This window comes from Pseudoalteromonas sp. S1610, from assembly GCF_005887465.1.
Classification (GTDB): Bacteria; Pseudomonadota; Gammaproteobacteria; order Enterobacterales; family Alteromonadaceae; genus Pseudoalteromonas; species Pseudoalteromonas undina.
The window spans coordinates 236,891-263,725 of sequence record NZ_PNDI01000002.1 but is presented as its reverse complement, the minus strand read 5'-3'; the positions used below and the strand labels follow the sequence as shown (position 1 = coordinate 263,725).

The 26,835-nt window shown below is 39.7% G+C and carries 25 protein-coding genes; 10 read left to right on the top strand and 15 right to left on the bottom strand.

Annotated features, from left to right (window positions below):
* Positions 1-2: 2 nt before the first annotated feature.
* Entirely contained in the window at positions 3-998 is a 996-nt protein-coding gene (locus CWB77_RS02275; protein ID WP_055013297.1) for an efflux RND transporter periplasmic adaptor subunit, read from the bottom strand.
* Between the two features lie 242 nt (positions 999-1,240).
* Here CWB77_RS02275 and CWB77_RS02270 point away from each other — a divergent pair, with 242 nt between their 5' ends.
* Positions 1,241-1,669, top strand: coding sequence for a hypothetical protein (locus CWB77_RS02270; RefSeq protein WP_010389934.1), 429 nt, complete (start codon positions 1,241-1,243; stop codon positions 1,667-1,669).
* Between the two features lie 127 nt (positions 1,670-1,796).
* On the opposite strand, the gene trhO is transcribed toward CWB77_RS02270, so the two are convergent.
* Positions 1,797-2,804, bottom strand: a complete 1,008-nt coding sequence (gene trhO, locus CWB77_RS02265) for an oxygen-dependent tRNA uridine(34) hydroxylase TrhO (RefSeq protein ID WP_010389933.1) — start codon at positions 2,802-2,804, stop codon at positions 1,797-1,799.
* A 204-nt stretch (positions 2,805-3,008) separates the two neighbouring features.
* Here trhO and CWB77_RS02260 point away from each other — a divergent pair, with 204 nt between their 5' ends.
* Positions 3,009-4,331, top strand: coding sequence for a DEAD/DEAH box helicase (locus CWB77_RS02260; protein WP_138621151.1), 1,323 nt, complete (start codon positions 3,009-3,011; stop codon positions 4,329-4,331).
* A gap of 2 nt (positions 4,332-4,333) precedes the next feature.
* A complete protein-coding gene (locus CWB77_RS02255; RefSeq protein WP_054200878.1) occupies positions 4,334-5,164 on the top strand; it encodes a CvfB family protein in 831 nt (276 codons plus the stop codon).
* Between the two features lie 55 nt (positions 5,165-5,219).
* Here CWB77_RS02255 and CWB77_RS02250 read toward each other — a convergent pair whose 3' ends face one another.
* From CWB77_RS02250 to gyrA, 10 genes are all read right to left on the bottom strand, one after another.
* The gene (locus tag CWB77_RS02250) at positions 5,220-5,594 is read right to left on the bottom strand and encodes a hypothetical protein (RefSeq protein WP_010389930.1); all 375 of its coding nucleotides are present in this window, start codon (positions 5,592-5,594) and stop codon (positions 5,220-5,222) included.
* A gap of 89 nt (positions 5,595-5,683) precedes the next feature.
* Positions 5,684-6,388: an orotidine-5'-phosphate decarboxylase gene (gene pyrF / locus CWB77_RS02245; RefSeq protein WP_054200877.1), complete on the bottom strand. Its 705-nt coding sequence runs from the start codon at positions 6,386-6,388 to the stop codon at positions 5,684-5,686.
* Between the two features lie 33 nt (positions 6,389-6,421).
* Positions 6,422-7,558 carry a lipopolysaccharide assembly protein LapB gene (gene lapB / locus CWB77_RS02240; RefSeq protein WP_010389928.1) on the bottom strand — a complete coding sequence of 379 codons (1,137 nt, stop codon included), beginning with the start codon at positions 7,556-7,558 and terminating at the stop codon, positions 6,422-6,424.
* A 2-nt stretch (positions 7,559-7,560) separates the two neighbouring features.
* Positions 7,561-7,842 carry a lipopolysaccharide assembly protein LapA domain-containing protein gene (locus CWB77_RS02235; RefSeq protein ID WP_138621148.1) on the bottom strand — a complete coding sequence of 94 codons (282 nt, stop codon included), beginning with the start codon at positions 7,840-7,842 and terminating at the stop codon, positions 7,561-7,563.
* Positions 7,843-7,863: 21 nt separating this feature from the next.
* Positions 7,864-8,151 carry an integration host factor subunit beta gene (gene ihfB / locus CWB77_RS02230; RefSeq protein ID WP_008114744.1) on the bottom strand — a complete coding sequence of 96 codons (288 nt, stop codon included), beginning with the start codon at positions 8,149-8,151 and terminating at the stop codon, positions 7,864-7,866.
* Between the two features lie 67 nt (positions 8,152-8,218).
* Positions 8,219-9,886 (bottom strand): 30S ribosomal protein S1, encoded by a 1,668-nt coding sequence (gene rpsA, locus CWB77_RS02225; protein ID WP_002961176.1) that lies wholly within the window; start codon positions 9,884-9,886, stop codon positions 8,219-8,221.
* A gap of 95 nt (positions 9,887-9,981) precedes the next feature.
* Positions 9,982-10,692, bottom strand: a complete 711-nt coding sequence (gene cmk / locus CWB77_RS02220) for a (d)CMP kinase (protein ID WP_010389925.1) — start codon at positions 10,690-10,692, stop codon at positions 9,982-9,984.
* Between the two features lie 107 nt (positions 10,693-10,799).
* Positions 10,800-12,077, bottom strand: coding sequence for a 3-phosphoshikimate 1-carboxyvinyltransferase (gene aroA / locus CWB77_RS02215; RefSeq protein ID WP_138621146.1), 1,278 nt, complete (start codon positions 12,075-12,077; stop codon positions 10,800-10,802).
* Positions 12,077-13,159, bottom strand: a complete 1,083-nt coding sequence (gene serC / locus CWB77_RS02210) for a 3-phosphoserine/phosphohydroxythreonine transaminase (protein ID WP_138621144.1) — start codon at positions 13,157-13,159, stop codon at positions 12,077-12,079. Before serC ends, aroA begins: the two co-directional genes overlap by 1 nt.
* Before the next feature lie 280 nt (positions 13,160-13,439).
* Complete coding sequence (gyrA, locus tag CWB77_RS02205; protein ID WP_055013303.1) at positions 13,440-16,139, bottom strand: DNA topoisomerase (ATP-hydrolyzing) subunit A; 2,700 nt, start codon at positions 16,137-16,139, stop codon at positions 13,440-13,442.
* 178 nt (positions 16,140-16,317) lie between these two features.
* Between gyrA and ubiG the strand changes: the two genes are divergently transcribed.
* The 5 genes from ubiG to yfaE all read left to right on the top strand — a co-directional run bounded on the left by ubiG (position 16,318) and on the right by yfaE (position 21,877).
* Positions 16,318-17,028 carry a bifunctional 2-polyprenyl-6-hydroxyphenol methylase/3-demethylubiquinol 3-O-methyltransferase UbiG gene (gene ubiG / locus CWB77_RS02200; RefSeq protein ID WP_138621142.1) on the top strand — a complete coding sequence of 237 codons (711 nt, stop codon included), beginning with the start codon at positions 16,318-16,320 and terminating at the stop codon, positions 17,026-17,028.
* Positions 17,028-17,708: an HAD family hydrolase gene (locus CWB77_RS02195; protein ID WP_138621140.1), complete on the top strand. Its 681-nt coding sequence runs from the start codon at positions 17,028-17,030 to the stop codon at positions 17,706-17,708. Before ubiG ends, CWB77_RS02195 begins: the two co-directional genes overlap by 1 nt.
* 410 nt (positions 17,709-18,118) lie before the next feature.
* On the top strand, positions 18,119-20,401 hold the full coding sequence (gene nrdA, locus CWB77_RS02190; RefSeq protein WP_010389918.1) for a class 1a ribonucleoside-diphosphate reductase subunit alpha: 2,283 nt from the start codon (positions 18,119-18,121) through the stop codon (positions 20,399-20,401).
* Positions 20,402-20,474: 73 nt separating this feature from the next.
* Positions 20,475-21,605 carry a class Ia ribonucleoside-diphosphate reductase subunit beta gene (gene nrdB / locus CWB77_RS02185; protein WP_010389917.1) on the top strand — a complete coding sequence of 377 codons (1,131 nt, stop codon included), beginning with the start codon at positions 20,475-20,477 and terminating at the stop codon, positions 21,603-21,605.
* Complete coding sequence (yfaE, locus tag CWB77_RS02180; RefSeq protein ID WP_138621138.1) at positions 21,605-21,877, top strand: class I ribonucleotide reductase maintenance protein YfaE; 273 nt, start codon at positions 21,605-21,607, stop codon at positions 21,875-21,877. Before nrdB ends, yfaE begins: the two co-directional genes overlap by 1 nt.
* Before the next feature lie 114 nt (positions 21,878-21,991).
* Here the strand turns inward: yfaE and CWB77_RS02175 are convergent, their stop codons facing one another.
* The 3 genes from CWB77_RS02175 to CWB77_RS02165 form a co-directional block, all read right to left on the bottom strand.
* Complete coding sequence (locus CWB77_RS02175) at positions 21,992-22,588, bottom strand: DUF1287 domain-containing protein (protein ID WP_138621136.1); 597 nt, start codon at positions 22,586-22,588, stop codon at positions 21,992-21,994.
* A 27-nt stretch (positions 22,589-22,615) separates the two neighbouring features.
* Entirely contained in the window at positions 22,616-23,089 is a 474-nt protein-coding gene (locus CWB77_RS02170) for a hypothetical protein (RefSeq protein WP_138621133.1), read from the bottom strand.
* 129 nt (positions 23,090-23,218) lie between these two features.
* On the bottom strand, positions 23,219-23,644 hold the full coding sequence (locus CWB77_RS02165) for a tetratricopeptide repeat protein (protein ID WP_171043243.1): 426 nt from the start codon (positions 23,642-23,644) through the stop codon (positions 23,219-23,221).
* 207 nt (positions 23,645-23,851) lie between these two features.
* Here CWB77_RS02165 and CWB77_RS02160 point away from each other — a divergent pair, with 207 nt between their 5' ends.
* Entirely contained in the window at positions 23,852-24,241 is a 390-nt protein-coding gene (locus CWB77_RS02160) for a YkgJ family cysteine cluster protein (protein ID WP_138621129.1), read from the top strand.
* A 151-nt stretch (positions 24,242-24,392) separates the two neighbouring features.
* On the top strand, positions 24,393-26,792 hold the full coding sequence (locus CWB77_RS02155; RefSeq protein ID WP_138621127.1) for a TonB-dependent receptor: 2,400 nt from the start codon (positions 24,393-24,395) through the stop codon (positions 26,790-26,792).
* Positions 26,793-26,835: the final 43 nt, after the last annotated feature.

Genomic DNA, 26,835 nt, shown 5'->3' with positions numbered 1-26,835 from the left:
GGCTACTCCTGCGTACTAGCGATAGGTGCAGTAAAGCTTAATTCTTGATTGGCTCGCAAGCGCTGAACGCCTTCAACAACTAACGTATCGTTTGGCTGTAATGCCCCTGATACGAGTAAGCGCCCTGCCAAGCGTTGCTCTATTTTCACATCAACCCGGGTAGCTTTGTTATCCACACTCGTCCACACATATGGACCCGTTGCGCCCCACAGTAGTGCTGCTTCAGGAATAGCGGCAAAGCGTTGACCTAATACTTCTATATGTACTCGAAAACTCATACCCGGTAAGAATTGTTGATCTTTGTTATTTAACTTTGCTTTGACTCTTAAGGTACGAGTTTGTGGGTCTATACGTGAGTCTAAATAAGCTATTTCTGCCTCAACAGGCGCTTGCGATTGCCATGGGAACACGCGTACACTAGCATTATTTCTGAGCATCGCAATCGCTGATTCAGGCGCGTTAAAATTAATGTATAACTGGCGGGTATCATCGATGCTAGCAATCATTGTTTGTGTTGTGATTCTGTCACCCACTTCAATGTCAGTCAGCCCCATAGTGCCATTAAAAGGGGCACGGACTTGGCGGTCTTCTAATTCAGTTTCGGCTTGAGTGAGAGTAACTTTTGCAAGCTCCACGATGGTTTTTGCATCATCTACATCACTTTGCGGAACAGCTCCTTTAGCTTGGCTTTGTTTTAAACGTTTTAAAGTTCGCTGACTATCTGCTAATTTTATTTTAGCCTCTTCAAGGGCCGCTTTTTGCCTACGTGAATCTAGCTCAAGTAAAATATCACCTTCTTTAACCTTATCGCCAGGTTTAAAATGAACCGCTGCTACTTTGTCACCTACGGCAGGATATAAAATAACAGAATGGATAGCTTCAGCATTACCAACAGCCTGAACCTGCTGTTGGGCTTGTTCCATAGCGATATTTTCAACGACCACGCTAGCACCAGTTACTGGCAAACTAACCGATAAAAATAAGGCCGTTATGCCCATTAAAAGATTTTGCGACTTCAAAGGATCACCCTAATTAATTATTATTTCCATTATGTTACGCAGTTTAACACCTCTATGATCAATAAATAGCTTAGTACGACAAATTAGCAAAACAACACGCTGAAATTAAACACCCACGTATTTACTACACATTCTTACACCAGCCTACAAAATCACCACATATTTTGTGCGTATTAAACACTATGCTTTGGTCATTAGAGTGAATATACAAACGAGTATTTATGAATAAAAGTATAATTTTGGTTTTACTACTTAGTGGCTGTGCATCACAAGGGGTTGATCGTACGAGTCAAAATCAATTAATTAAACGCTATTATGCATCTGTTGAGTCAGAGCAAAAAGTAACACTTTCCTCAGAAGTTGGAACAGGCATAGCTGCGGGAGCGGGTTTTGGCTTTGTTGACAGCTTAGATGGCAACAGCGAAGAAATGATTGGTGGCGCTATTGTAGGCGGTTTAGTTGGAGGGTTATTTACTGCATTATTTGAGGGAGGTAATACGGCTTATCAGTATAACTTATACGCTGCTGATGAAGGTGAATTTACGGTTATTCAAAAGAAAAAACTCGATAAAAACACAGAATGTGTTCTTGTAAATTCAGCTAATAAAATTACACTTACGCCGATAGATAAAAGTTATTGTATTCGTTGATTAAGCTCAAAGTGAGTATCAAACCTTTAAGCTGCTAAGCAATGTAGCTCGCTATTTATAAATTACTTTTAAATAAAAAACCTCAGTATTTACTGAGGTTTTTTAATGAATAAATAAACGCGTGGTATTATTTATTTCGTTGTGCGTCTTTTTGCGCTTTTTTTGCTTCTTTACGTTGTTGTAAAGCAGCTTGTGCTTCGTTACCAATGTGGCCTTCACCGCGTGCTTGTGCCAATTCTATTTGCTTTTGACGCTCAGCAAAACGTTCACGCTGCTCGTCGGTTACATCATCAATACAATGATGACACGACACCCCTTCCATGTATTCAGGCTTTTGCTTTTCTTCTTCTGTGATAGGCATCCGACATGCGTGACACTGATCATATGAGCCTTTTTGTAAGTCATGATTTACCGCGACACGGTTATCAAATACAAAGCACTCGCCTTCCCACATGGTTTCTTCTTTTGGTACTTCTTCTAGGTATTTTAATATGCCGCCTTCAAGGTGGTATACCTCATCAAAGCCCTGCTCTTTCATATAAGCTGTTGATTTTTCGCAACGAATACCACCTGTACAAAACATAGCTACTTTTTTATGCTTTTCTGGGTCGAGATTTTCTTTGGCCCACTGCGGAAATTCGCGGAACGTCTTCGTGTTTGGATCGACCGCGTTTTGAAACGTACCAATTTCAATTTCATAATCATTTCGGGTATCAACAAGGATAACCTCTGGATCAGAAATAAGGGCGTTCCATTCATTTGGCTTAACATAACTGCCCACTACTTTTAATGGGTCAACGCCCTCCACACCCATAGTCACGATTTCTTTTTTAAGTTTTACTTTAGTGCGGTAAAACGGGCATTCGTCATCATATGATTCTTTAGTAACAATATTGTCTAAATTAGGCTGGGTGTCTAACCACGCCAGTAAGTTATCTATGCCTTCACGTTTTGCTGAAACAGTTCCGTTAATTCCTTCTGCGGCAATTAACAAAGTACCACGCACGTCGTTTTGCTCCATTACATTAAGTAAAGGTTGGCGAAGTGCTTCAAAATCAGGTAAAGAAACAAATTTATACAGTGCGCACACAACAAAGTGATCGCTGGTTACATTATCTTTATGGATAGCAGTCATGGTTTTCCTATTTTGCCTTTAAACCCCGCAAGGGGCGTTTACCGAATCGTAAATCCGGCGCATATGGGGCGCGTATTTTACGCTTTTTTTATTTAAATGCAAAAAAATGGATGATAATGCGCTTTTTACTGTTAGCGCAGTGGCTCAGTGGGCTATAATGCGCGGATAAATTTACAAGACTTGCTCATATTGGAGAAATATACATTGCACTTTACTGATCTTGGGATTGATACTCGCCTAGAAACACAATTAGCGCACCAAGGGATCACCCAGCCTACCGATATTCAAGCTCATGCTGTGCCAACGGCACTCGCTGGACATGACATTTTCGCTCAGTCAAAAACTGGGTCAGGCAAAACTTTAGCGTTTTTATTACCTGCAGTGCAGCGAGTAATGAAACAAAAAGCACTCAGTAAACGTGATCCTCGTGTACTTATTGTTGCTCCAACTCGTGAGCTTGCAACCCAAGTGTTCACCCAACTACGATTACTTATTGCCGGTACCAATATCAAGGCAGTTAAAATTCTCGGTGGTGAAAACTTTAACGACCAAATTAAAGCACTGCGCAACGACCCACATTTTGTGGTTGCTACACCAGGACGCTTAGCCGATCACTTAAAGCAACGCTCTTTACAGTTAAGTGGCTTAGAGCTACTTATATTTGATGAAGCTGACCGTATCTTGGATTTAGGTTTCACCGACCAGCTTAAGTTAATTAATGAACTGGCAGATCACCGATTACGCCAGACCCTATTGTTTTCAGCGACATTAGATCATGCTCAAGTAGATGCCCTTTCGCGTAATTTATTAAAAAAACCAAAACAAATTATGCTCAGTGCAGCCAATGAGCAACACAGTGATATTAAACAAACATTGTATTTAGCCGATCATCTTGATCATAAAGAAGCGCTACTTGAGCATTTTCTTAATAAAGATAATGTAGGGCAATGTATTATATTTACCGCAACACGTGCTGATACCAGTCGCTTAAGCGAGGCATTAAATAGTAAAGGCTTTAAGTCTGTCGCACTAGCCGGGGATTTAACTCAAAGTAAGCGCCTTGATATCATGGATGCGTTTAGCCGTGAGAACTTTAAAATATTAATTACTACTGATGTTGCATCTCGCGGTTTAGATTTACTCAGTGTGACCCATGTTATTAATTTTGATCTACCAAAACACGCTGAAGAATACGTTCACCGTATTGGTCGCACAGGCCGAGCTGGTTTTAAAGGCAACGCGCTATCATTTGTTGGTCCTAAAGATTGGGCAAGTTACTTAGCAATTAAGTCATTTTTAAATGACGAACTGTCGTTTGCGGTGGTTGATGGTTTAAAAGCGAAATTTAAAGGCATCAAAGAGAAAAAAGTGACGCCAGTTAAACCGATTAAAAAAGTAGTGGCTGACAAAAAGCCACAGCAAAAACGCAAAGCAAAACCTAAAAAGCCAGCAGCCCCAATTAAAGCACCACTCAACATTGATGGTGATACCCCGATGCGTCGTAAAAAAAAGCCTGAGCAGGAATAATTATGAGTAACCTTGGAACTACCCAAACCCTATTTGTAAAAGAAGTCAGTAATGAAGGTGCCTATTTAGATGGCCATGACTTAGGTGAAGTATTTTTACCTAAACACGAGATTAAACATGAACTTGAAGCTGGCGATAGCATCAGCGTTTTTACCTTTTTAGATAACGCAAACCTGCCAACAGCAACAACTAAAAAACCACACGCACAAGTCGGTGAATATGCCCTACTGCGCGTTAAAGAAATAAACAGCATTGGTGCTTTTTTAGATTGGGGTTTAGAAAAAGACGTACTTGCACCGTTTAATGAACAAAAACCGCGTATGCAAGAAGGTTACTCGTATTTAGTCCGTTTATATCTTGATAATGCCAGTCAACGAATTTGTGCTTCAACCAACTTTAATCGCTTTTTATCAAAAGACGAGCCGCAATATAGCCACTTACAAGAAGTTGATTTAATTGTGGCAGGTAAAACCGATATCGGCTACAAAGTACTTATTGAAGAATCTCATTTTGGTGTTGTATTTTACAACATGGTATTTAAAAACCTATTTGTTGGTCAAAAGCTCAAAGGGTTTATTCAAAAAGTACGTGAAGACGGAAAAATTGACGTCATACTTGAAAAGCCAGGTATGGGTAAAGTCAGTGAACTTGGCGAAAAAATTATGGAAAAACTAAAAGATGAAGGTGGCATATTAGCCATAGGCGATAAGTCTGAACCTGAATTAATTAAAAAAGTATTTTCGACCAGTAAAGCAAACTACAAAAAAGCCATTGGTGGGTTATTTAAACAAGGCTTAATTGATATTGAAGCTAAGTCTATTCGTTTAAAATAATTCTATAAAAAAGCCACCTAGGTATAAACTTAGGTGGCTTTTTCGTATTTAAAATTTATAACTTAATGTTTTTGTAAGGTAAGGTACAACGTGAATATTGATTTGAATATTCAATTAATTCTTTCTTAGACGTCATATTTAACGGCGCTAATCTAAAAACTTTTTTTGTACACTCATTCTGCATTTCATCGTGTACATCAACACACTCTTTGCTACTTATATTAAGTCCAGCTAAAACACCTTCATTTGTATAGCACAAATGCTGAGCATAATTTTGAGCGATTTTTTTAAACTTAAACAAATCAACGGGGTAATCAGATACCAAATCAGTAACATTCGAAACATCATCATACATTTTAGTTGAAAAAACATATTTATTAACAGCAAAGCCACTAATGATAATTACCACTACAAACATTATTAAACGCAAAGTTAGTTCCTCACTGCATAGCCGTAATTAAATGTAGCACAAACAAAAAGAGTTGTAATAAACTCCTTATAATTATGCAAACTTTAAGTTTAAGCTATTGATTTATTTACATCACTCAATACTTGCACCGGGTTTTGTGCCTGAGTAATAGGACGCCCTATTACTAGGTAGTCACTGCCAGCTTCAATGGCTTCTTTAGGTGTCATAATACGTTTTTGATCGCCCGCATCACTACCAGCAGGACGAATACCTGGGGTGACTAATTTAAACTCGTCTCCCAATGCTGCTTTTAAACTTTGTGCTTCTTGTGCTGAACACACTACACCATCAAGCCCTGCTTGCTTTGTTAATTTTGCTAAATGCATCACTTGCTCTTGTGGTGATTTACTGATGCCTAAACGTTTAAGCTCTGCTTCATCCATGCTGGTTAAAACGGTCACTGCAATCAATAATGGGGCTTTATCGCCAAACTGCTCAAGTGCCTGCTTAGCTTTATGCATCATTTCAAAACCACCACTTGCATGAACATTAACCATCCACACGCCCATTTTAGCTGCAGCAGTTACTGCTTTAGCAACAGTATTTGGAATATCGTGGAACTTTAAATCTAAGAATACATCAAAACCTAAATCAACCAGCTCTTTAACAAATGCAGGGCCAAAATAAGTGAACATTTCTTTACCCACTTTTAATCGACAGGTATCCGGTGATAACTGTTTAACAAAAGCTAAAGCAGTTTGCTGATCATCATAATCAAGAGCGATAAGAATTTTTTTTGATTGTTCGAAAGACATAACTATCCTACTAGTGAGCGAAAAGTATAAAGATTAAAATCCGTCTAAGCCTCTGCTAGGCACAATGGTTTCCCAATGTTTACACGAAGGGCAATTCCAATAAATGGTGTAACTTGTAAAGCCACAATGCTGACATTGAAAGTCAGGCTTAGTAGCAATATATGAGGTAACAAGTTTATCTATTTGATTAAGCACATCTTTTGTATTTTTATTTTCGGCGCTCATTAACTGCAATAAAAAACTAAAACCACGGATGGTGGGCTGACGTTTTAAACTATCAGTCAAAAACTCAAAGGCTTGTTCTGTGTGGCCTTGCTCAAGCAACGCTTGGCAGTGCTGTATTTTTATCATTACTCCACCTTTTTCTAATAACTCAGCAACGAGTTCATGAAACTGATGGGTTAATTTTAGTTGCTTATAACTATGCGCTAACTTATCAATAAATAATGGCGCAAAAAAGGTAAATTGGCAGATAAGTTCTCGCCAATAATAAATTGCTTTAACGTAATCCTCTTTTGTATAAGCAGACAAACCGAGTTCATATAGAGGTCTGATTGTTTTAAAGTTTAAGCTAATAGCTTTGCGCATAAGTTGAGGGTTATTACTGGCAATAGCATGTTCACAGTAAAAGTTTGCGATGGCTTTGAAGTGTTGCTCTTTTGAAAAAAGCTCAGTATGCGCTTCAAACATATTAATGCCATTTTCCCATTCACGGGTCTGTGAATATAAGGAGATAATTGGCTCAAGAGCATCTTCATGGTTATTTTTTACCAGCCATATTAAATGTTCTTCTGCGCTATCGAGTAAACCTGCCATGATATAGTCTTCGGCTAATTCTAACCGGCTATTGGCAGCTTGTTTCTCGTTAAGGCTTGGGTGTTTTAATAGCAATTCATGAATTTTTATTGCGCGGTCGAGCTCACCACGGCGGCGAAACATAGTGGCTAAGGTAGAATAGTGTTCTACAGAGTCAGCAGCTACTTCGAGCAAATTAATTAAATGCTCAAGCCCCTGATCTTCTTCTCTGTCTAGTAAAAATTTTAAGCCTTTACTGTATTCAGAAGTAATTTGACGATTAAATTGATGAGCCTGATTTTTCGCACTGTTTTTCCCCATGATCCAGCCATAACCGGCGGCAACAGGAAGCAGTAAAAACAACAGCTCAATCATAATTAGGTATCTTTGTTGGCAATACGCTTTTTATTATCTTTTTCAGGCGTTAATTGCTTTTTTAAACGGTAATTTTGCCACTTTAATTGCGTAAACAATTTAAAGCTCACAAAGCAACCCACTACAACACCTAACAAAAAGCAGATACTTATTATAACGGCTAAAGGTAATGTATTACTGGCTATTATGTAGTTAATTTTTGTTAATTGTGGATTTTGCGAACCCAATACAAATGCACCAATTAAAAATAGTGCTGCCAGAATAATTTTTAATACCTTAAACAAGTAACTACTCCAATAAGTTTACTAAGCAATGCTCTCGTTTACACGGTCACGTAGTTCTTTGCCTGGCTTAAAATGAGGTACATGCTTACCATCTAACTCTACAGTTTCACCTGTTTTAGGATTGCGACCTGTACGAGGCGCACGGTAATGCAAAGAGAAACTTCCAAAACCTCGGATCTCAATACGATCTGAAGAAGATAATGAGCCGGCCATTTGTTCAAGAATTTCTTTAACAGCGTTCTCAACATCTTTCACAGGAATATGTGAATGTTGTTCAGCAAGTGTTTCTATCAGTTCTGACTTAGTCATAGCGTTTCCTTAAAAAGAAATAGTGGAAGGGCATAAACTGCCCTTCCAATTAAAAGACTATAATTAATTAGTCTTTTTGTGCATTTGCGAAAGCAGCTGCCATTGCGTTTTCGAACACTGGCTCTTCTTTCTTAAGCTTCTCTAGTACTTCTTTCTCTTCTGCTTCGAAAAGAGCTTTAACAGATAAGCTTAAAGTGCGGTTCTTACGATCAACACCAACGTATTTAACTTCGATTTCGTCGCCTACAGAAACAACAGTAGTTGCATCTTCAACGCGCTCTTGAGCGATATCAGCTACACGGATGTAACCTTCAACGCCTTCGATAAGTTCAACAGTTGCGCCTTTCGCATCAACTTCAGTCACTTTACCTTTAACAATAGCACCTTTTTTGTTTGCATCAAGGTAGTTATTGAATGGGTCAGCTTCGATTTGCTTAACACCTAGAGAGATGCGTTCACGCTCTGGGTCAACTTGCAATACGATAGCAGTGATTTCGTCGCCTTTCTTGAATTCACGTACAGCTTCTTCGCCAGGTGTATTCCAAGAAATGTCTGAAAGGTGTACAAGACCATCAATACCACCGTCAAGACCGATAAAGATACCGAAGTCAGTGATTGATTTGATCTTACCAGTAACTTGGTCGCCTTTGTTTTGTAGACGAGCAAATTCCTGCCAAGGATTAGCAATACATTGCTTAAGACCAAGAGAAATACGACGACGTTCTTCGTCGATTTCAAGAACCATAACTTCAACAGTGTCACCAAGTGAAACAACTTTTGAAGGGTGGATGTTCTTGTTAGTCCAATCCATTTCAGAAACGTGTACTAGACCTTCAACGCCTTCTTCGATTTCTACGAAGCAACCGTAATCAGTAAGGTTAGTTACACGACCAGAAAGTTTAGAACCTTCTGGGTAACGACCAGCGATAGCTGCCCATGGATCTTCGCCAAGCTGTTTAAGACCTAGAGATACACGAGTTTTATCTTTGTCGAATTTAAGAACTTTAACTGCGATTTCGTCGCCAACATTAACGATTTCTGAAGGGTGCTTAACACGCTTCCACGCCATGTCAGTAATGTGTAGTAGACCATCAACACCACCAAGGTCAACGAATGCACCGTAGTCAGTAAGGTTCTTAACGATACCTTTAACTTCTTGACCTTCAACAAGGTTAGCAAGAAGCTCTTCACGTTCTTGTGAGTTTTCTGATTCGATAACTGCACGACGTGAAACAACAACGTTGTTACGTTTTTGATCAAGCTTGATTACTTTAAATTCAAGCTCTTTGCCTTCAAGGTGAGTTGTGTCACGTACTGGACGAACATCAACAAGTGAACCAGGTAGGAAAGCACGGATTGAATCAACTTCAACAGTGAAACCGCCTTTAACTTTACCGTTGATAACACCAGTAACAGTCTCTTGCTCTTCACATGCTTTCTCAAGACGGATCCACGCTTCGTGACGCTTCGCTTTCTCACGAGAAAGGATAGTTTCACCGAAACCGTCTTCGATTGCATCTAGTGCAACATCTACTTCGTCGCCAACAGCAACTTCTAGTTCACCAGCAGCATTTTTGAACTGCTCTGCAGGGATAGCACTTTCTGATTTAAGACCAGCATCTACAAGTACAATGTTGTTCTCGATTGAGATTACTGTACCTTTAACGATAGAGCCTTGCTCTGCTTCAAAACCCTTTAAGCTTTCTTCAAATAACTGCGCAAAATTTTCTGACATACGAATATACGTCTCATATATTAATACCAATAAGCAACCATGCTGCATGGGGTTGTTAAAATAGCACTGGCGTCCTGCTGGTGCATAAAATGTATTTAGCTTCGTTTAGGAAGCTTACCTTCAGAGATGCTTGAATCTAATAAAGTTATAACTTTATCAAAGACTTGCTGTGCGTTGAGTTCGCTAGTATCAAGCTCAATCGCATCCTCTGCAGGTACAAGCGGCGCAACGGCGCGATTCATATCGCGATCATCACGTGCTTGAATGTCTTGTAATAGACCACTTAGTGTAACATCAAGCCCGCGCTCATTCAACTCAACAAAACGTCTGCGAGCACGTTCTTCTGCGCTTGCGGTTAGAAATATCTTTAATGGCGCATCAGGAAACACAACAGTGCCCATATCGCGACCATCAGCAATTAAGCCATTTTCAGTTCTAAACGCACGCTGGCGACGAAGTAACGCTTCACGAACTCGCGGCAATGCCGCCACTTTAGACGCTGCAGCTCCCACTTCTTCATTTCGAATAGTGGTTGTTACGTCTTCGCCTTCTAAAATAATCTTTCCTGCATTAGTGTCACTGTCTATCAAAAACTGCACATCAAGATTTGCAGCTAATGGAACCAGTGCTTCTTCGTTATCTAACGCAATTTGGTGATGAAGTGCTGCAAGTGAAAGTACGCGATAAATTGCACCGCTATCTAACACATCCCAGCCTAATTTTTCAGCCAATAAGCGACAAACAGTTCCTTTACCAGAACCACTTGGGCCATCTACGGTGATTACGGGCATTAATAACGCCGGCATTTAAAACCTCCTTCAATGCACACCAAAATAAACCGCCACATTATACGTCAATTATTAAAGATTATCCGCTTTTAGTATGTAACTTTTTATAAATACTTATAAATAGCCTATTTACTGACAGATGCTAACACGTTGAAAAATGTTGGGAATGTCTTGTAAGTACAGGCTGGATCGTTAATCGTTATGGGCTTACCCCCTACTGCCACCATTGCAAAGCACATGGCAATACGATGGTCATCATAGGTATCTACAGCCACATTATTAAACTGTTTTGGCGGTGTGATCTCAATAAAGTCATGCCCTTCTACTACTTCAGCCCCTACTTTTTTAAGCTCAGTGGCCATAGCGTGTAAACGGTCAGTTTCTTTTACTCGCCAGTTATAAATGTTGCGAATTGCCGTTGGCCCTTTTGCAAACAAGGCAACTGTAGCTAGGGTCATTGCAGCATCAGGTATTGCATTAGCATCAATATCAATACCGTTAAGCTCACCTTTACGAACAACTAAACGTTCGTCATACCAATCAATTTTGGCACCGACCTGCTCCATCACTTTAGCAAAGCCAATATCACCTTGAACTGATTTAGCGCCGACGCCTTTAATTTCTATTTCGCCGCCGGCAATTGCTGCAGCAGCAATAAAGTAAGAAGCAGATGAAGCATCCCCTTCGACCATAATTCGCTCAACGGCTTGATACTGTTGTGCACCTTTAACGAAGAACGTGGTGTAATTATCATGCTCAACGGTAACACCAAAACGCGCCATTACATCAAGAGTAATATCAATGTAAGGCTTAGACACTAACGTGCCTTTAATTTTAATGTGTGTATCGCCTTTAAATAATGGCGCAGCCATGAGCAGCGCCGTTAAAAATTGACTTGAAATACTACCGTCAATTTCGACTTCACCACCGGAAATTTTCCCGCCGACAATTTTAAGTGGCGGATAATCTTTATTTTTTAAATAACTAACATTACCACCTAAGGCTTGCAGTGCATCAACCAAGTGGCCAATTGGTCGCTCTTCCATACGTGGCTCACCAATTAACTCATACTCCCCAGCAATCGATGCAAGCACGGCCGTTAAAGGACGGTATGCTGTACCTGCATTACCTAAAAACAGTGGTTCAGTTGGCGTTTTAAATACGCCACCTACACCTTCTACGGTCGCGATGGTTCGCTCATCATTAAGTGTCACATTCACACCGAGCTGCGCTAAGGCGCCCAACATATGACGAATATCATCACTGTCTAATAAGTTTTCTACAACCGTAGTGCCGTTTGATAGTGCAGCCAATAATAGAATGCGATTTGACAAGCTTTTCGAACCCGGCAGAGTAACACTGCCATTAACCTGTGAAATAGGCGCTAAAGAAAGTTGCTCCATTAGCTGTTCTCCTTTGCGAAAGCCGCCATAAAATCAACTAATGCTTTAACCCCTTCCAGTGGCATTGCGTTATAAATACTCGCGCGCATACCGCCAACAATACGGTGCCCTTCAAGCGCTAATAAGCCCGCTTCTTTTGACTCTTTAACAAACTTATCATTTAGGCTTTCATCAACTAACCAAAAAGGCACATTCATACGTGAACGACAATGCTTCGCTACTTTATTGGTGTAAAAATCAGACTCATCGATAAAGTCATAAAGCAGCTGAGCTTTGGCAGTATTATGTGTTTCCATGGCTTTTACACCGCCATTTTGTTCAAGCCATTCAAATACTTCAGCTGCTAAATACCATGCAAATGTAGGTGGAGTGTTAAACATACTGCCTTGTTTTGCTTCAAGGGCGTAATCCAAAACACCTGGCTTAGCTAGCCCTTCACGCTCAAGTAGCGTTTTACGAACAATTACGATAGCAATACCCGATGGGCCGATATTCTTTTGAGCACCTGCGTAGATTAAATCAAATTGATTAACGTCAATTTCGCGCGATAGAATAGTCGACGACATATCGGCGACAATCGGTGCTGTTGGGTGACTGGGTACATCAAAAATCTCTAGACCATCTACAGTTTCATTTGGGCAGTAATGAATATATGCAGCATCGGCTGGTAAAACCCAATCGGCTACCTGCTTAATAGAAAATAAACCGTTATCATCATTACGTACGTCAATTGTGTGAGTTTGAGTAAACTTATCGGCTTCGCTGGTTGCACTTTTTGACCACACGCCGTTTTCACAATACACCGCTTTTTTTCCGTCAACGTGGAGGTTTAAAGGTACAGCACTAAATTGACCTCGACCACCGCCGTGCATAAACAGCACTTCAAACTCATCACTAATATTCATTAAGCGACGTAGACTAGCTTCACACTTAGCCGTTAATGCTAAAAATTCTTTACTGCGATGGCTCATTTCCATTACTGAAACGCCAAGCCCTTGCCAGTCTAAAAACTCTTTTTGTGCTTTTTGCATTACAGCCGGTGGTAACATTGCAGGACCCGCACAAAAATTATAAATACTCATTACCTTTTCCTCATTCCAGTAATTTACTGTTTAACTTAAACTAATACCAATCCGCAATAATACTTAATCATTTTACGGGGCTAAACGTGTCGCTACCTGCGTTAAAAAATTCTCATTTAGAACAACTAAATAGCAATTTTTTTGCCTAGCTATCAACACGTTTTTCCAGCCTCAAAATAGACCACTTAATTAAGTGAATTGGTATTAAACTAATTCAAGTGTCTTTAGTTTTTTTCAACCATATAAAAAAAGCGGCCAAGGCCGCTTTTTTCAATCTCAATTATTCTGAAGGAGGATTATCATCCGCTACTTCATCTATAACCGTATCTACTGTTTCAACGTCTTCGATGTCAATCAAGTCACTTTCAGTCACTTCAATCTCTTCTATACGTTGTAAACCAACTACTTGCTCTTCGTCAATAGTTCTGATCAAAATAACACCTTGGGTGTTACGTCCAACCGTAGAAACTTCATTAACGCGAGTACGTACTAAGGTACCACGATTCGAAATAATCATTATTTCGTCGTTGTCATCAACTTGTACAGCACCAACAACGGCACCATTACGCTCACTCACCTTAATTGATACAACACCTTGTGTTGCACGACTCTTAGATGGGTAGTCTTCAAGTTGAGTACGCTTACCGTAACCATTTTCTGTCACTGTTAATATTGCACCGTCATTCTTTGGTACAATCAGTGATACAACACGTTGATCGTCTGGCATCTTAATACCACGAACACCCGTTGCAGTACGACCCATAGGACGTACACCTTTGAAGCGAATCTCAGGCTTACCTTCTTCATCAAGAACAGGGTTACCATTTTCATCAACTACCGTGGTTTCTTCAGCTTCTTTAAAGCGTACAACTTTACCCGCATCAGTGAACAACATAATTTCGTTGCTACCATCGGTAATATCAACACCAATTAAGCTATCACCTTCGTTTAAGTTAACGGCAATAATACCGCTTGCACGTTGACGGCTGTAGGCCGTTAATGGTGTTTTCTTAACCGTACCAAATGCTGTAGCCATAAAGATGTATTTATCATCTTCATAATCACGTACAGGCAAAATAGCAGTAATACGTTCATCTGCTTCAAGTGGTAATAAGTTAACAATTGGCTTACCGCGCGCTGCGCGACTTGCAAGTGGTAACTGGTACACTTTAAGCCAGTATAATCGACCCGCAGTAGAGAAACATAAAATAGTATCGTGGGTATTGGCAACAAGTAGACGTTCAATGAAATCTTCATCTTTCATCTTAGTTGCTGACTTGCCTTTACCACCACGACGCTGCGCTTCGTAATCACTTAACGCTTGATACTTAACGTATCCTTCGTGTGACAAGGTCACAACCACGTTCTCTTCGTTAATTAAGTCTTCAAGGCTAATATCGTGTGCAGCGGCATTAATTTCAGTGCGGCGCTCATCACCATATTGCTCTTTAATTTCAACTAACTCATCACGAATAACTTCCATTAAACGTTCCGGACTTGCCAAAATGAATAATAGTTCAGCAATTAGGTCTAGTAACGATTGGTATTCAGTAAGAATTTTTTCGTGCTCTAGGCCCGTTAGTTTGTGTAGACGTAGGTCTAAAATTGCTTGAGCTTGTTGCTCAGAAATATAGTACTGACCATCACGAATACCCAGCTCGCTTGCTAACCAATCTGGGCGGGCAACATTGTCTTCACCGGCTTTATCAAGCATGGCTTTAACATTACCTAATTCCCAAGGACGCGCTGTTAGTGCAACTTTTGCTTCAGCAGGTGTTGGTGACTTACGAATAAGTTCGATAATTGGGTCAATGTTTGCCAGTGCAATCGCTAAACCTTCTAGCGTATGCGCACGGTCACGGGCTTTGCGTAAATCAAATACCGTACGACGAGTAACAACTTCACGGCGGTGAATAATAAACTCTTCAAGCATTTCTTTTAAGTTGAAACACTTAGGCTGGTTATTAATTAACGCAACCATATTCATACCAAACACAGTTTGTAACTGAGTTTGTGAATAAAGGTTGTTCAAAATAACTTCACCTACGTCACCACGTTTGATCTCAATAACGATACGCATACCGTCTTTATCTGATTCATCACGTAATGCGCTGATCCCTTCAATTTTTTTATCTTTAACTAGCTCAGCGATTTTTTCAATCAGACGGGCTTTGTTAACTTGGTAAGGGATTTCATGAACAATAATCGTTTCACGGCCAGTTTTCTCATCAGTTTCGATGTCAGCACGTGCACGCATGTACACTTTACCACGACCGGTTTGATAGGCTTGTTCAATGCCTTTTTTACCGTTAATAATCGCCGCAGTTGGGAAATCAGGCCCTGGGATGTAATCCATTAACTCAGTAATAGTTAATTCAGGGTTTTGAATAAGCGCTAAACAGCCATTCACTACTTCTGTTAAGTTGTGTGGCGGGATATTTGTCGCCATACCAACAGCAATACCTGACGAACCATTAACTAACAGGTTAGGTATTTTAGTCGGTAACACATCAGGAATTTGTTCTGTGCCGTCGTAGTTAGGCACAAAATCAACCGTTTCTTTTTCAAGATCGGCTAATAATTCGTGCGACATTTTTGCCATACGTACTTCTGTATAACGCATTGCCGCTGCTGAATCACCATCAACCGAACCAAAGTTACCCTGACCATCAACTAACATATAGCGTAGTGAGAATGGCTGAGCCATACGTACGATGGTGTCATAAACTGCACTGTCGCCGTGTGGGTGGTATTTACCGATTACGTCACCGACCACACGGGCCGATTTTTTGTAAGGCTTGTTCCAGTCATTACTAAGCTCGTTCATTGCAAACAAGACGCGGCGGTGAACAGGTTTTAAACCGTCACGTACGTCTGGTAATGCACGTCCTACAATTACACTCATGGCGTAATCTAAGTAGGAGTTTTTTAACTCGTCTTCAATATTGACTGGCAGAATTTCATTGGCGAGATCAGTCATTTGATATCACATTCCTTCAGTATCAGCTCTTAACAACCCATTATTAGGTATTAAGAGTGTTTGTTATTATTTCTAAGCAACCATGCTATCACAATTAATTTTAATTTACAGGCGCAAAACTTTGCGATTTATCAATTTAGCCCTATATAATGGCCTCAGATTGACGAGGAAGTATTTTATGACCGAACATCAAAATGTAGATAACGCAGAAATAGCAAAGTTTGAAGCCATCGCAGAGCGTTGGTGGGATTTAGAAGGCGAATTTAAGCCGCTTCACGAAATTAATCCATTACGATTAGATTTCATCGCAGACAAAACTAAAGGATTATTTGACAAAGAAACCCTCGATGTAGGATGTGGCGGCGGTATTTTAAGTCACAGCATGGCACGAATGGGCGCAAACGTAACAGGTATCGATATGGGGCAAGAGCCTTTAACTGTCGCCAAGTTACACAGTTTAGAAACCAGCGTACCCGTTAAATATATAAAAGTACCTGCAGAACAATTTGCTGATGAGCACCCTGAGCGCTTTGATGTGATCACTTGTATGGAAATGTTAGAACATGTCCCCGACCCTTCTTCTATTATCCATGCAGTCGCTAAATTAGCAAAACCTGGGGCCGATGTATTCTTCTCTACCCTTAATAAAACCCCTAAAGCTTATTTATACGCTATTGTCGGTGCAGAAAAACTGTTAAAAATGGTTCCTGAAGGTACCCATGACCATAAAAAGTTTATTAAACCTGCGCAATTAATCGCATGGGCAGAACAAGCAGGCTTAAAAGTACGTGCCAGTGCAGGCTTAAGTTACAACCCACTCTCAAAGCAATATACGGTTAATGATGATGTTAGCGTAAATTATATGCTGCACTTTGAGAAGTTAGCGTAATGGCAAGCTCGCAAACACCTACTAGCCCGATTGAATATCAAGCATTGCTGTTTGACTTAGATGGCACTTTACTCGATACCGCTGATGATTTAGGCGCCGCGCTAAATAGTGTGCTGCACAATCATCAACAGCCCCAAGTTAGTAGTGATATATATCGACCCGCAGCTTCAAATGGCGCAGCAGCATTACTTGCTGCTGGTTTTAAAGAGGGCTGGGCGCAACAACCGCAAGAGCAACTTTTAGCAGAGCTAGTTGCACACTACGCTGCCAATATTGCCACCCATACCCAATGCTTTGTAGGTATAGAACAGTTACTTATTGCCCTTGATAATAAAGGGATCCCGTGGGGCATTATGACAAATAAGCCTGGCTTTTTAACCGATCCTTTAGTCAAGGCGATTCCTGCATTAAAAAATGCGCAAATTGTGATAAGTGGTGATACCTTAGCTGAATATAAGCCCTCAGCCCTTCCTTTATTACATTGTGCTGAGCAAATGAGTGTTGATCCTTCGCGCTGCCTATATATAGGTGATGCGCAGCGAGATATACAAGCAGGTAAAGCAGCGAATATGCACACCGCTACCGCACTGTGGGGATATGTACCGAGTGTGGACGAGGCATTGGCTTGGAATGCAGATTTCAATTGGCATAGCCCTATAGATGCTTTCAACCACATATAGTGCCATACCAATTAATAAACACTACATATTGTGATTGTGTTAGTTTTTACGCAAAGCTTGATGATAAAAAAAGCAGACAAAATTTATTTTTAAAAAGCGTAAATTTAATCTTTCCTTAGTTGATTTTTACAAATTTCAACTTAACCGAATGATCAAAGGTTAATGCCTACTAACACAATTACGTTATCCCAACGTTATCCACAATCAGAGCGGTTTCTGTCCCTTGCAAAAGATCACAGACCACACTATCTTGTGATCTCTAATTTGAACAACACCAGATATTGTGGCTAAATGTTATTCAATTAAATTTACCTATGCGGTAGAAATAACAATAAAAGAATAGGCACTGGGCGTTTTAAGTGCACTCATTGGTCAAAAATATTTAATTCCCAAGGAATACAGGCAAAACTATGAACCAACAGTTATCTGTAAGCAAACGTGACGGCCGTAAAGAGCCACTTGATCTAGACAAGATCCATCGCGTTATTGAATGGGCCGCCGAAGGTTTAAACAACGTTTCGGTTTCACAAGTTGAACTTAAATCACATATTCAATTTTATGACGGTATTCGTACTAAAGACATTCATGAGACGATTATCAAAGCCGCTGCGGATCAGATCTCAAAAGAATCACCTGATTATCAGTATCTTGCTGCTCGTTTAGCTGTATTCCATTTACGCAAAAAAGCGTATGGTCAATTTGAGCCACCGCGTCTTTTTGACCACGTTACTAACATGGTTGAACAAAAACGCTACGACGCCCATTTGCTTGTTGATTACACAGAGCAAGAACTTGATGAACTAGATACTTACTTAGATCATTCACGCGATCTTAACTTTAGCTACGCAGCAGTAAAGCAGCTTGAAGGTAAATACTTAGTACAAAACCGTGTAACCGGTGAAATTTACGAAAGCGCGCAGTTTTTATATATATTAGTAGCAGCAAGCTTATTCTCAGATTATCCACGTGAAACACGTATTGATTACATCAAACGTTTTTACGATGCGGTTTCACTATTTAAAATTTCTTTACCTACACCAATTATGTCGGGTGTGCGTACGCCAACGCGTCAGTTTAGCTCATGTGTACTGATTGAGTGTGGCGACAGCTTAGATTCAATTAATGCGACTTCATCAGCCATTGTTAAATACGTTTCTCAACGTGCTGGTATTGGTATAAATGCCGGACGTATTCGTGCATTAGGTAGCCCTATTCGTAACGGCGAAGCGTACCACACAGGCTGTATCCCGTTTTATAAGCACTTTCAAACAGCGGTTAAAAGCTGTTCGCAAGGCGGTGTACGTGGCGGTGCAGCTACTTTATTCTACCCGCTTTGGCACTTAGAAGTAGAAAACCTGCTGGTACTTAAAAATAACCGTGGTGTTGATGATAACCGCGTACGTCATCTAGATTACGGTGTGCAGTTTAATAAACTAATGTATTCGCGTTTAATTAAAGACGATTACATTACCTTATTTAGTCCATCAGACGTGCCGGGGCTTTACGATGCATTCTTTGAAGATCAAGATGAATTTGATGCACTTTATGTAAAATATGAGCAAGACGAGTCAATTCGTAAAAAACGTATTAAAGCCATTGAACTGTTTTCTATGTTTGCTCAAGAACGTGCCAGCACCGGTCGTATTTACTTACAGAACGTTGACCACTGTAATACACACAGTCCGTTTATCTCAAAAGTGGCGCCTATACGTCAATCTAACTTATGTTTAGAAATTGCGTTACCGACTAAGCCTCTTAGCAACGTGAATGACGAAGAAGGTGAAATTGCACTTTGTACATTATCTGCGTTTAACTTAGGTGCCATTGAGTCTTTAGATGAACTAGAAGAGTTAGCTGAGCTTGCAGTACGTGCACTTGATAACCTACTTGATTTCCAAGACTACCCTGTACCTGCAGCTAAAAATGCCACTATGGGGCGTCGTACGCTAGGCATAGGTGTTATTAACTACGCTTATTACTTAGCTAAAAACGGTAAGCGTTATTCAGATGGCAGCGCAAATGCACTCACGCACAAAACGTTTGAAGCAATTCAGTACTACCTAATGAAGGCATCTAACGAACTTGCTAAAGAGCGTGGAGCATGTCCTAAATTTAACGAAACTACATACTCGCAAGGTATTATGCCAACCGATACGTACAAACGCGATTTAGACAAAATTTGTGATGAACCACTGCATCTTGATTGGGATACATTACGTGCCAGCATTAAAGAGCATGGTATGCGTAACTCCACGCTGAGCGCATTAATGCCATCAGAAACGTCATCGCAAATCTCAAATGCAACTAATGGTATCGAGCCACCGCGTGGTCACATTAGTGTTAAAGCAAGTAAAGACGGTATTTTAAAGCAAGTTGTTCCTGACTACGAACGCCTTAAAGATAACTACGAATTACTGTGGGATATTCCATCAAACGATGGTTACTTACAATTAGTAGGCATAATGCAGAAATTTATCGACCAAACAATTTCAGCAAATACTAATTATGATCCAAATAGATACGAAGGCGGTAGAGTACCTATGAAAGTCTTATTAAAAGACTTACTTGGTGCATACAAACTAGGTGTTAAAACACTTTACTACCATAATACCCGCGATGGCGCATCAGATGCTCAAGAAGACACTCCAGAAGTGGAAGATGATGATTGTGCAGGCGGCGCGTGTAAAATTTAATAGTTAAACTTAAAGCGGGCGCCTTGCCCGCTTTGTCCTGATAGTCTTAGTGATAGTTTTTTGAGTGATAAACATGTCTTATACTACTTTTAGCAGAAATCATAATAACCAAATGCAAGAGCCAATGTTTTTTGGTCAAACCGTTAACGTGTCACGTTACGATCAACAAAAATACCCTATTTTTGAAAAACTAATTGAAAAACAATTGTCTTTCTTTTGGCGACCTGAAGAAGTTGATGTAAGTAAAGACCGTTTAGACTTTCAAGCGCTTCCCGAACACGAAAAGCATATATTTTTAAGCAACTTAAAATACCAAACGTTGCTTGATAGTGTTCAAGGCCGCTCACCTAACGTAGCATTACTTCCTATCGTATCAATTCCTGAACTAGAAACATGGATTGAGACATGGGCGTTTAGTGAAACTATTCATAGTCGTTCATACACCCATATTATTCGTAACGTAACTCAAGCGCCCGAACTCATTTTTGATGATATTGTTAGCAATGACAAAATTAGTGAGCGTGCCGATGCGGTAACTACTTATTATGATGACCTAATCAATTCTGTATCGCTTTACAACCTATACGGTGAAGGCAAACACGAAATTAATGGCCAAACCGTGGTAGTTAATTTATTTGAGCTGAAAAAGAAATTGTACCTGGCAATGATGTCAGTGAACATTTTAGAAGCCATTCGCTTTTATGTGAGTTTTGCTTGTTCATTTGCGTTTGCCGAGCGTGAATTGATGGAAGGTAATGCTAAAATTATAAAGCTCATTGCCCGTGATGAAGCACTTCATCTTTCGGGTACTCAGCATATTTTAAACATCATGCAAGATGGCAAAGATGACCCTGAAATGGCGATTGTTGCCGCACAATGCCGTGAAGAAGCAATTAAAATGTTTGTTGAAGCTGCAGAGCAAGAAAAAGAATGGGCCGAGTACCTATTTAAAGATGGCTCGATGATTGGTTTAAATAAACACATTCTATGTCAATATGTTGAGTACATTACCAATGCGCGTATGACCGCGATTGGTCTACCTGCACAGTTTGAAAACAACAGTAACCCTATTCCGTGGATCAACTCATGGTTAGTGTCTGACAATGTGCAAGTTGCTCCCCAAGAAGCCGAAATAAGCTCATACTTAGTTGGTCAGATTGATTCACAAGTAGATGCCGATGAATTTGGTGACTTTGATTTATAATGACTGATAGATCCACTGCAAGTATCACGCTTGCAGATAACAGTCAGCGCATTGATTTTGCCGCTGGCTGCCCTTCTCTTTTACATTGCCTAGAATCGAATAAGATTGATGTCGCTTACCAATGCCGTGAGGGATATTGCGGTGCGTGTCGAGCAACTCTTGTCTCTGGTGAAGTTAATTATAATGAAGAGCCGTTAGCGTTTGTTCGCGATGGTGAAATACTCTTGTGTTGCTGCAAACCAAATGGTGATATCAGTATTAATTTAAAGTAACTAACTCACATTAAGCGTATTTAACAGCACGAGAATAATATAAAACAGCTAGGTTTGTACCAAACCTGTTTGCCGTGTTTTTAAACTCAAACACGCCTACTAGTACAGTGTTATTTACTCTGAATATTTTGCAGGCACAAATCGGTAATGACCCGTAATTGTATACGCAAAAAGCATATCGCTCATTTCTGGTCCACGACCAATATTATGCACAATAAGCGGGTTGCCGCTGCCCTGCGCTATTTCATTAACGACCATACCGATATGCGGTAAATTACCTGGCAGCATCCAAGTAACTATGTCACCGGCTTTATAATCCTCTGCATTATGCGATTTAGTTAACACTTTTGCATGGCGCTCAAAGTAAACTTGTAAGTTAGGCACACGTCGATGATCAATATTTTTATCTGGCTTGGTTAATCCCCAAATACGCTTAGAAGGATATGCACGAAAATTGTTCTGCATGTCTTCATGTACTAATTTTTGCAAATCAATACCAAGCTGTCGGTACGACCTAATTAAAACATCGGTACACACACCAATATTAGCGGGCACATCACCACCGGGGTACTCAAGTTTATGATAGGCACCATCGTAAGTTACTGGTTGTGTTGTTCTATAGATTAATGCATTAACGATATCATCATCAAAAGAGCTCGCCTGCACATGAAAAGTAAATAGAGCTAGTGAATAAAACAAAAAACGTGACATATAAATTCCTTTTATAATAGTAATTAACTAAAGCTGTTGAGTAATGTAGTCAGGAATATTAAATTTATTTCCATTACTGGTATAGTGCGCATCAAGTTTATAGGCCATTATTTCAAGCGGAGCATTATTGTAACCAAACGTTTGGATTTCATTGATGTAACGCATTATAAAAGTGTGCGCACCGAGTTCACGCCATTGAACTACATGTGCAAGCTCATGAAAATGTACTCTTAAATTATCCACAGCGCTAGGTAATATATAATATGTATTTTTATAGGTTATTCCAGCTACATCCATATCAATAAAATTGCTTAAACCAAGTTCACGTAAACCTGTAAAGTCAGGTTTAGGAATTTTATCAACAACTACATAAAATGCAGTTTTCAAAAATTCATTTGGGTAAAAGCCCTCAAACTCGTTAGCAAATTTTTCACAGCATATTCTTTTATGTGCATACTCGCTATTCGTTTTATCAATCCATTGTTCTATTTGCGCTAGCATTTTTTCTCCAAAAAATTACTCGGTAAGTTATTAATAAATATTTTATGAAGTTGAACTTTATCTTCTTCATAAAAAAGCGCCAAGTGTATAACTACTGGCGCTGATTATTAATAATGACTATAAAGTTTCCTAACCTTCTTCTTCAACCAGTGACTCTAATAGCTCATGGATCTCTGACTTTAATTCTTTGTCTTCAATTTTATTCGCACTGACTTTAGCATCTTGTAGGTTTTTAATCGCCGCTTCTTTGTCACCTAGTTCGAGCTGTAAAGTAGCCATAGAAAATGCAACCGACGACATATGATCTTTATTATTGATTTCAATCGACTTCTGTAATGCTTTTTCATAAGTCTCAATAGCCTCTTCTAGCTCTTCGGTAAAATCTGCTAAAGTTTCCCACTGTACAGGGTGATCTTTAGCGGTATTTTCGTTTTCAATACAAATTGCTTTGAGCTCTGCATATAAAGATTCGAATTGTTTAGTATCATTCTTATTGGCAGCTGCCATCAGCTTTTCTGCTAAATCGTGCACCGCTTTGTATACTTTAGTATTCATAATTACTCGCCACCTTAATTAATGCGCCTTTTTAATTTTTTACAGCGCTGTATCCGAAACATATGTCTTAATAGTACATTATTATTAAGCGCCGCGTTGTTACAAAAGTATTATAAGCAACAATAAACGCTGTTTAGTTTATTGACGTGGATATTAGGGTGCTACACTTAATGCCTACTATAAAAAGCAACAGTTAATATCTACCCTATGCAAAATTGCAATCAATGCGGTAAGTGCTGCACAAAATACGGTGCGGCAGATTTAGATACTAATCAGGATGAAATTCAAATGTGGGCGTTATTCAACCCTGAGATATTTCAATACGTTAAAAACGAGAAATTATGGTTTGACCCAGCAACGGGTGAGCAATTAACGCAATGCCCATTTTTAGAGCTTGCCAATAAAGCATCTCCTGAAGAAAAAGATAAATATACTTGCAGTATTTATCATGACCGACCCCAAGATTGCCGGCATTATCCAAGCTTAATTTCAGAAATGATAAACGATGAATGTGAAATGCTTGAACCAGTCGATAAGCAAAATCATTTTAGAGCACAAAAAAAGTTAGACATACTGATGATAGACAGCCGATCCTAAATTTAACTGTAATAATGCCGTGCTAAATTAAATTTATCGCTCTCTTGTGTTATTCAACGCAAATTTTAAAGTTATAGTATAACATCGTTGATAGCATAATTTTGTAGTGTTATATTATATCACAACATAACAACCACGAATTGAAGTAACTATGACTAAGCTAACACTCATATCCTCAGCACTACTGTCTGTTTTGTGTTCTCACTCTGCACTTGCAGCGACGATTAACGGCACGGTAACAGATACAAAAAAGCAACCCATTGCCAATGCCACGATTCATGTTCATGGTAAGTCAAAAAGCGTGCAAAGTAATGCACAGGGCCAGTTTAGCATCGACATAGATGCTAAAAGTCAATTACATATCAGTAAAGATAACTACCTAGATTCTCGTATATCGCTTGAAAATACAGACAACACTATTAATGTTACTTTAAAGCCAACTTCGGTTGAAACTGTTGTTGTATATGCCTCAGCCCTGCATAAAAATAGCTTAGAAATGATTTCACCAGTAAGTGTGCTATCAGGCGATGAGCTTAAAAATAAAGCTAAGCCGACGCTAGGTGAGACACTTAAAGGCATACCCGGCGTTAATGCTAGTTATTTTGGCCCTGTTTCATCAAGTCCGATTATCCGCGGCCTAGGTGGTCCTCGAGTTAAAATTACTCAAAATGGTTTGGATAGCAGCGATGCGTCTCGCATTGGACCTGATCACGCTACATCAAGTGACAGCCTAGCGGCAGAGCAAATTGAAGTGTTACGTGGCCCAAGCACCTTACTTTATGGCTCTGGTGCTATTGGCGGTGTAGTGAATGTGGTTGATAACCGTATTCCAACCAATAACATTGACTCTTTATCTGGGGCAGCACAATACACACACGATACAGTTTCAAATGCGAATACCTTCGCAGCAAAACTAGAAACTGGCAGCGATAACTTTAATTTCCATTTTGATGGTACTAAACGCAGCGGTGATGATTACCAAACACCTCGTTTTAATTTACCGGATGAACATGAAGAAGATGAAGTACATGTTGAAGGCGATGAAGAAACAGCTACTTCAGTTGAAAATACCTTTATAGACAGTGAAACAGTTAATTTTGGTACTAGCTATGTGGGTGAGCATTTAACCGTTGGATTTTCATACGGTAATATCGAAACAGACTATGGTATTCCTGGCCATTCACATGCTCATCATGAACACGATCATGCACATAAAGAAGCAGGCGAGCATGAAGAACACGAAGGTGAAGAACATGCAGAAACACCCGTTTATGCTCATTTAGAACAAGACCGTTGGCAGGGGCTGGTAAGTTATGCATTTCATGATAACTGGATTGAGTCTATTAACCTACGTGTTGGTTACACAGACTATACCCATAGTGAAATTGAAGACGGCGCTATTGGCACCACTTTTAGTAATGAAACCACTGAAGCACGTTTAAACGTAGAGCATCAATTAGGCCAATGGCATGGCATGATTGGCTATCACTATAGTGAGTCTGATTATGACGCGATTGGCGAAGAAGCCTTTACACCTGCAAGTATCACTACCACTCATGCGCTATATTTACTTGAAGAACGCAAGTTTGGTGACGTCACCGTAGAACTTGGCGCCCGTTTAGAAGATTATGAGATAAAAAGTGATGTAGATACGCATCAGCACAGCCATCATGACGAACCTGTATCAGCAGATGAAACTGTTAACTACACCCAAAGCTTTACTAATCTAAGTGCCTCAGCAGGTGCGATTTGGGAGTATATGCCAAGTCACAACCTAGCCGTTAGTTTGTCACATTCAGAGCGTGCACCACTTTCAGCGGAGCTACTCTCTAATGGTGTGCATATTGCTACCGGGACTTATGAACTTGGTTTGGGTTACCATATTGAAGGTAACGAAGCGCATTTTGAGCCTGAAGAAATTAAACAAGAAACATCAACTAATCTAGATATTAGTTTACGTCGCTTTAGTGGAGACTTTGGTTACACTGTCAACTTCTTCTATAACGACATTAAAAACTTTTATTATCAGCAAAACACAGGATTAGTGTTTGATGAAATGGATGGTTTTGAACCTGCTGCCATTGGTCATAGTGACGCAATTGATGTTTATCAGTTCACAAGTAAAGATGCTGAGCTGTATGGTTTCGAATTTGATGTACACTATCAAATAAACCCCAGCGCCATGGTAAAAGTATTTGGTGATTCTACTCGCGCCAAACTAAAAGATAATGAAGGAAATTTACCACGCATTCCTGCTAATAAATTGGGTTCAGAACTGCAATACACCCTAGGTAGCGCACAATTTACCTTAACAGGAACACATTATTTTGAGCAAAATGATATTAGTGCATACGAAACAGCAACAGATGGCTATACATTGATTGATTTACAAGCCAATTATCAGCTTGATTTAGGTGCCGTTGACACACAGCTTTACCTAAGTGTTGATAACATTACTGATGAACTTGGTTTTGTACACAGCTCGTTTATTAAAGACACCGCGCCACTTCCTGGGCGTAACTTCCAATTTGGAGTAAGAGGCTACTTTTAAACAAAGATCAGTTTAATGAGACAATAAAAAACCGCATTCATAT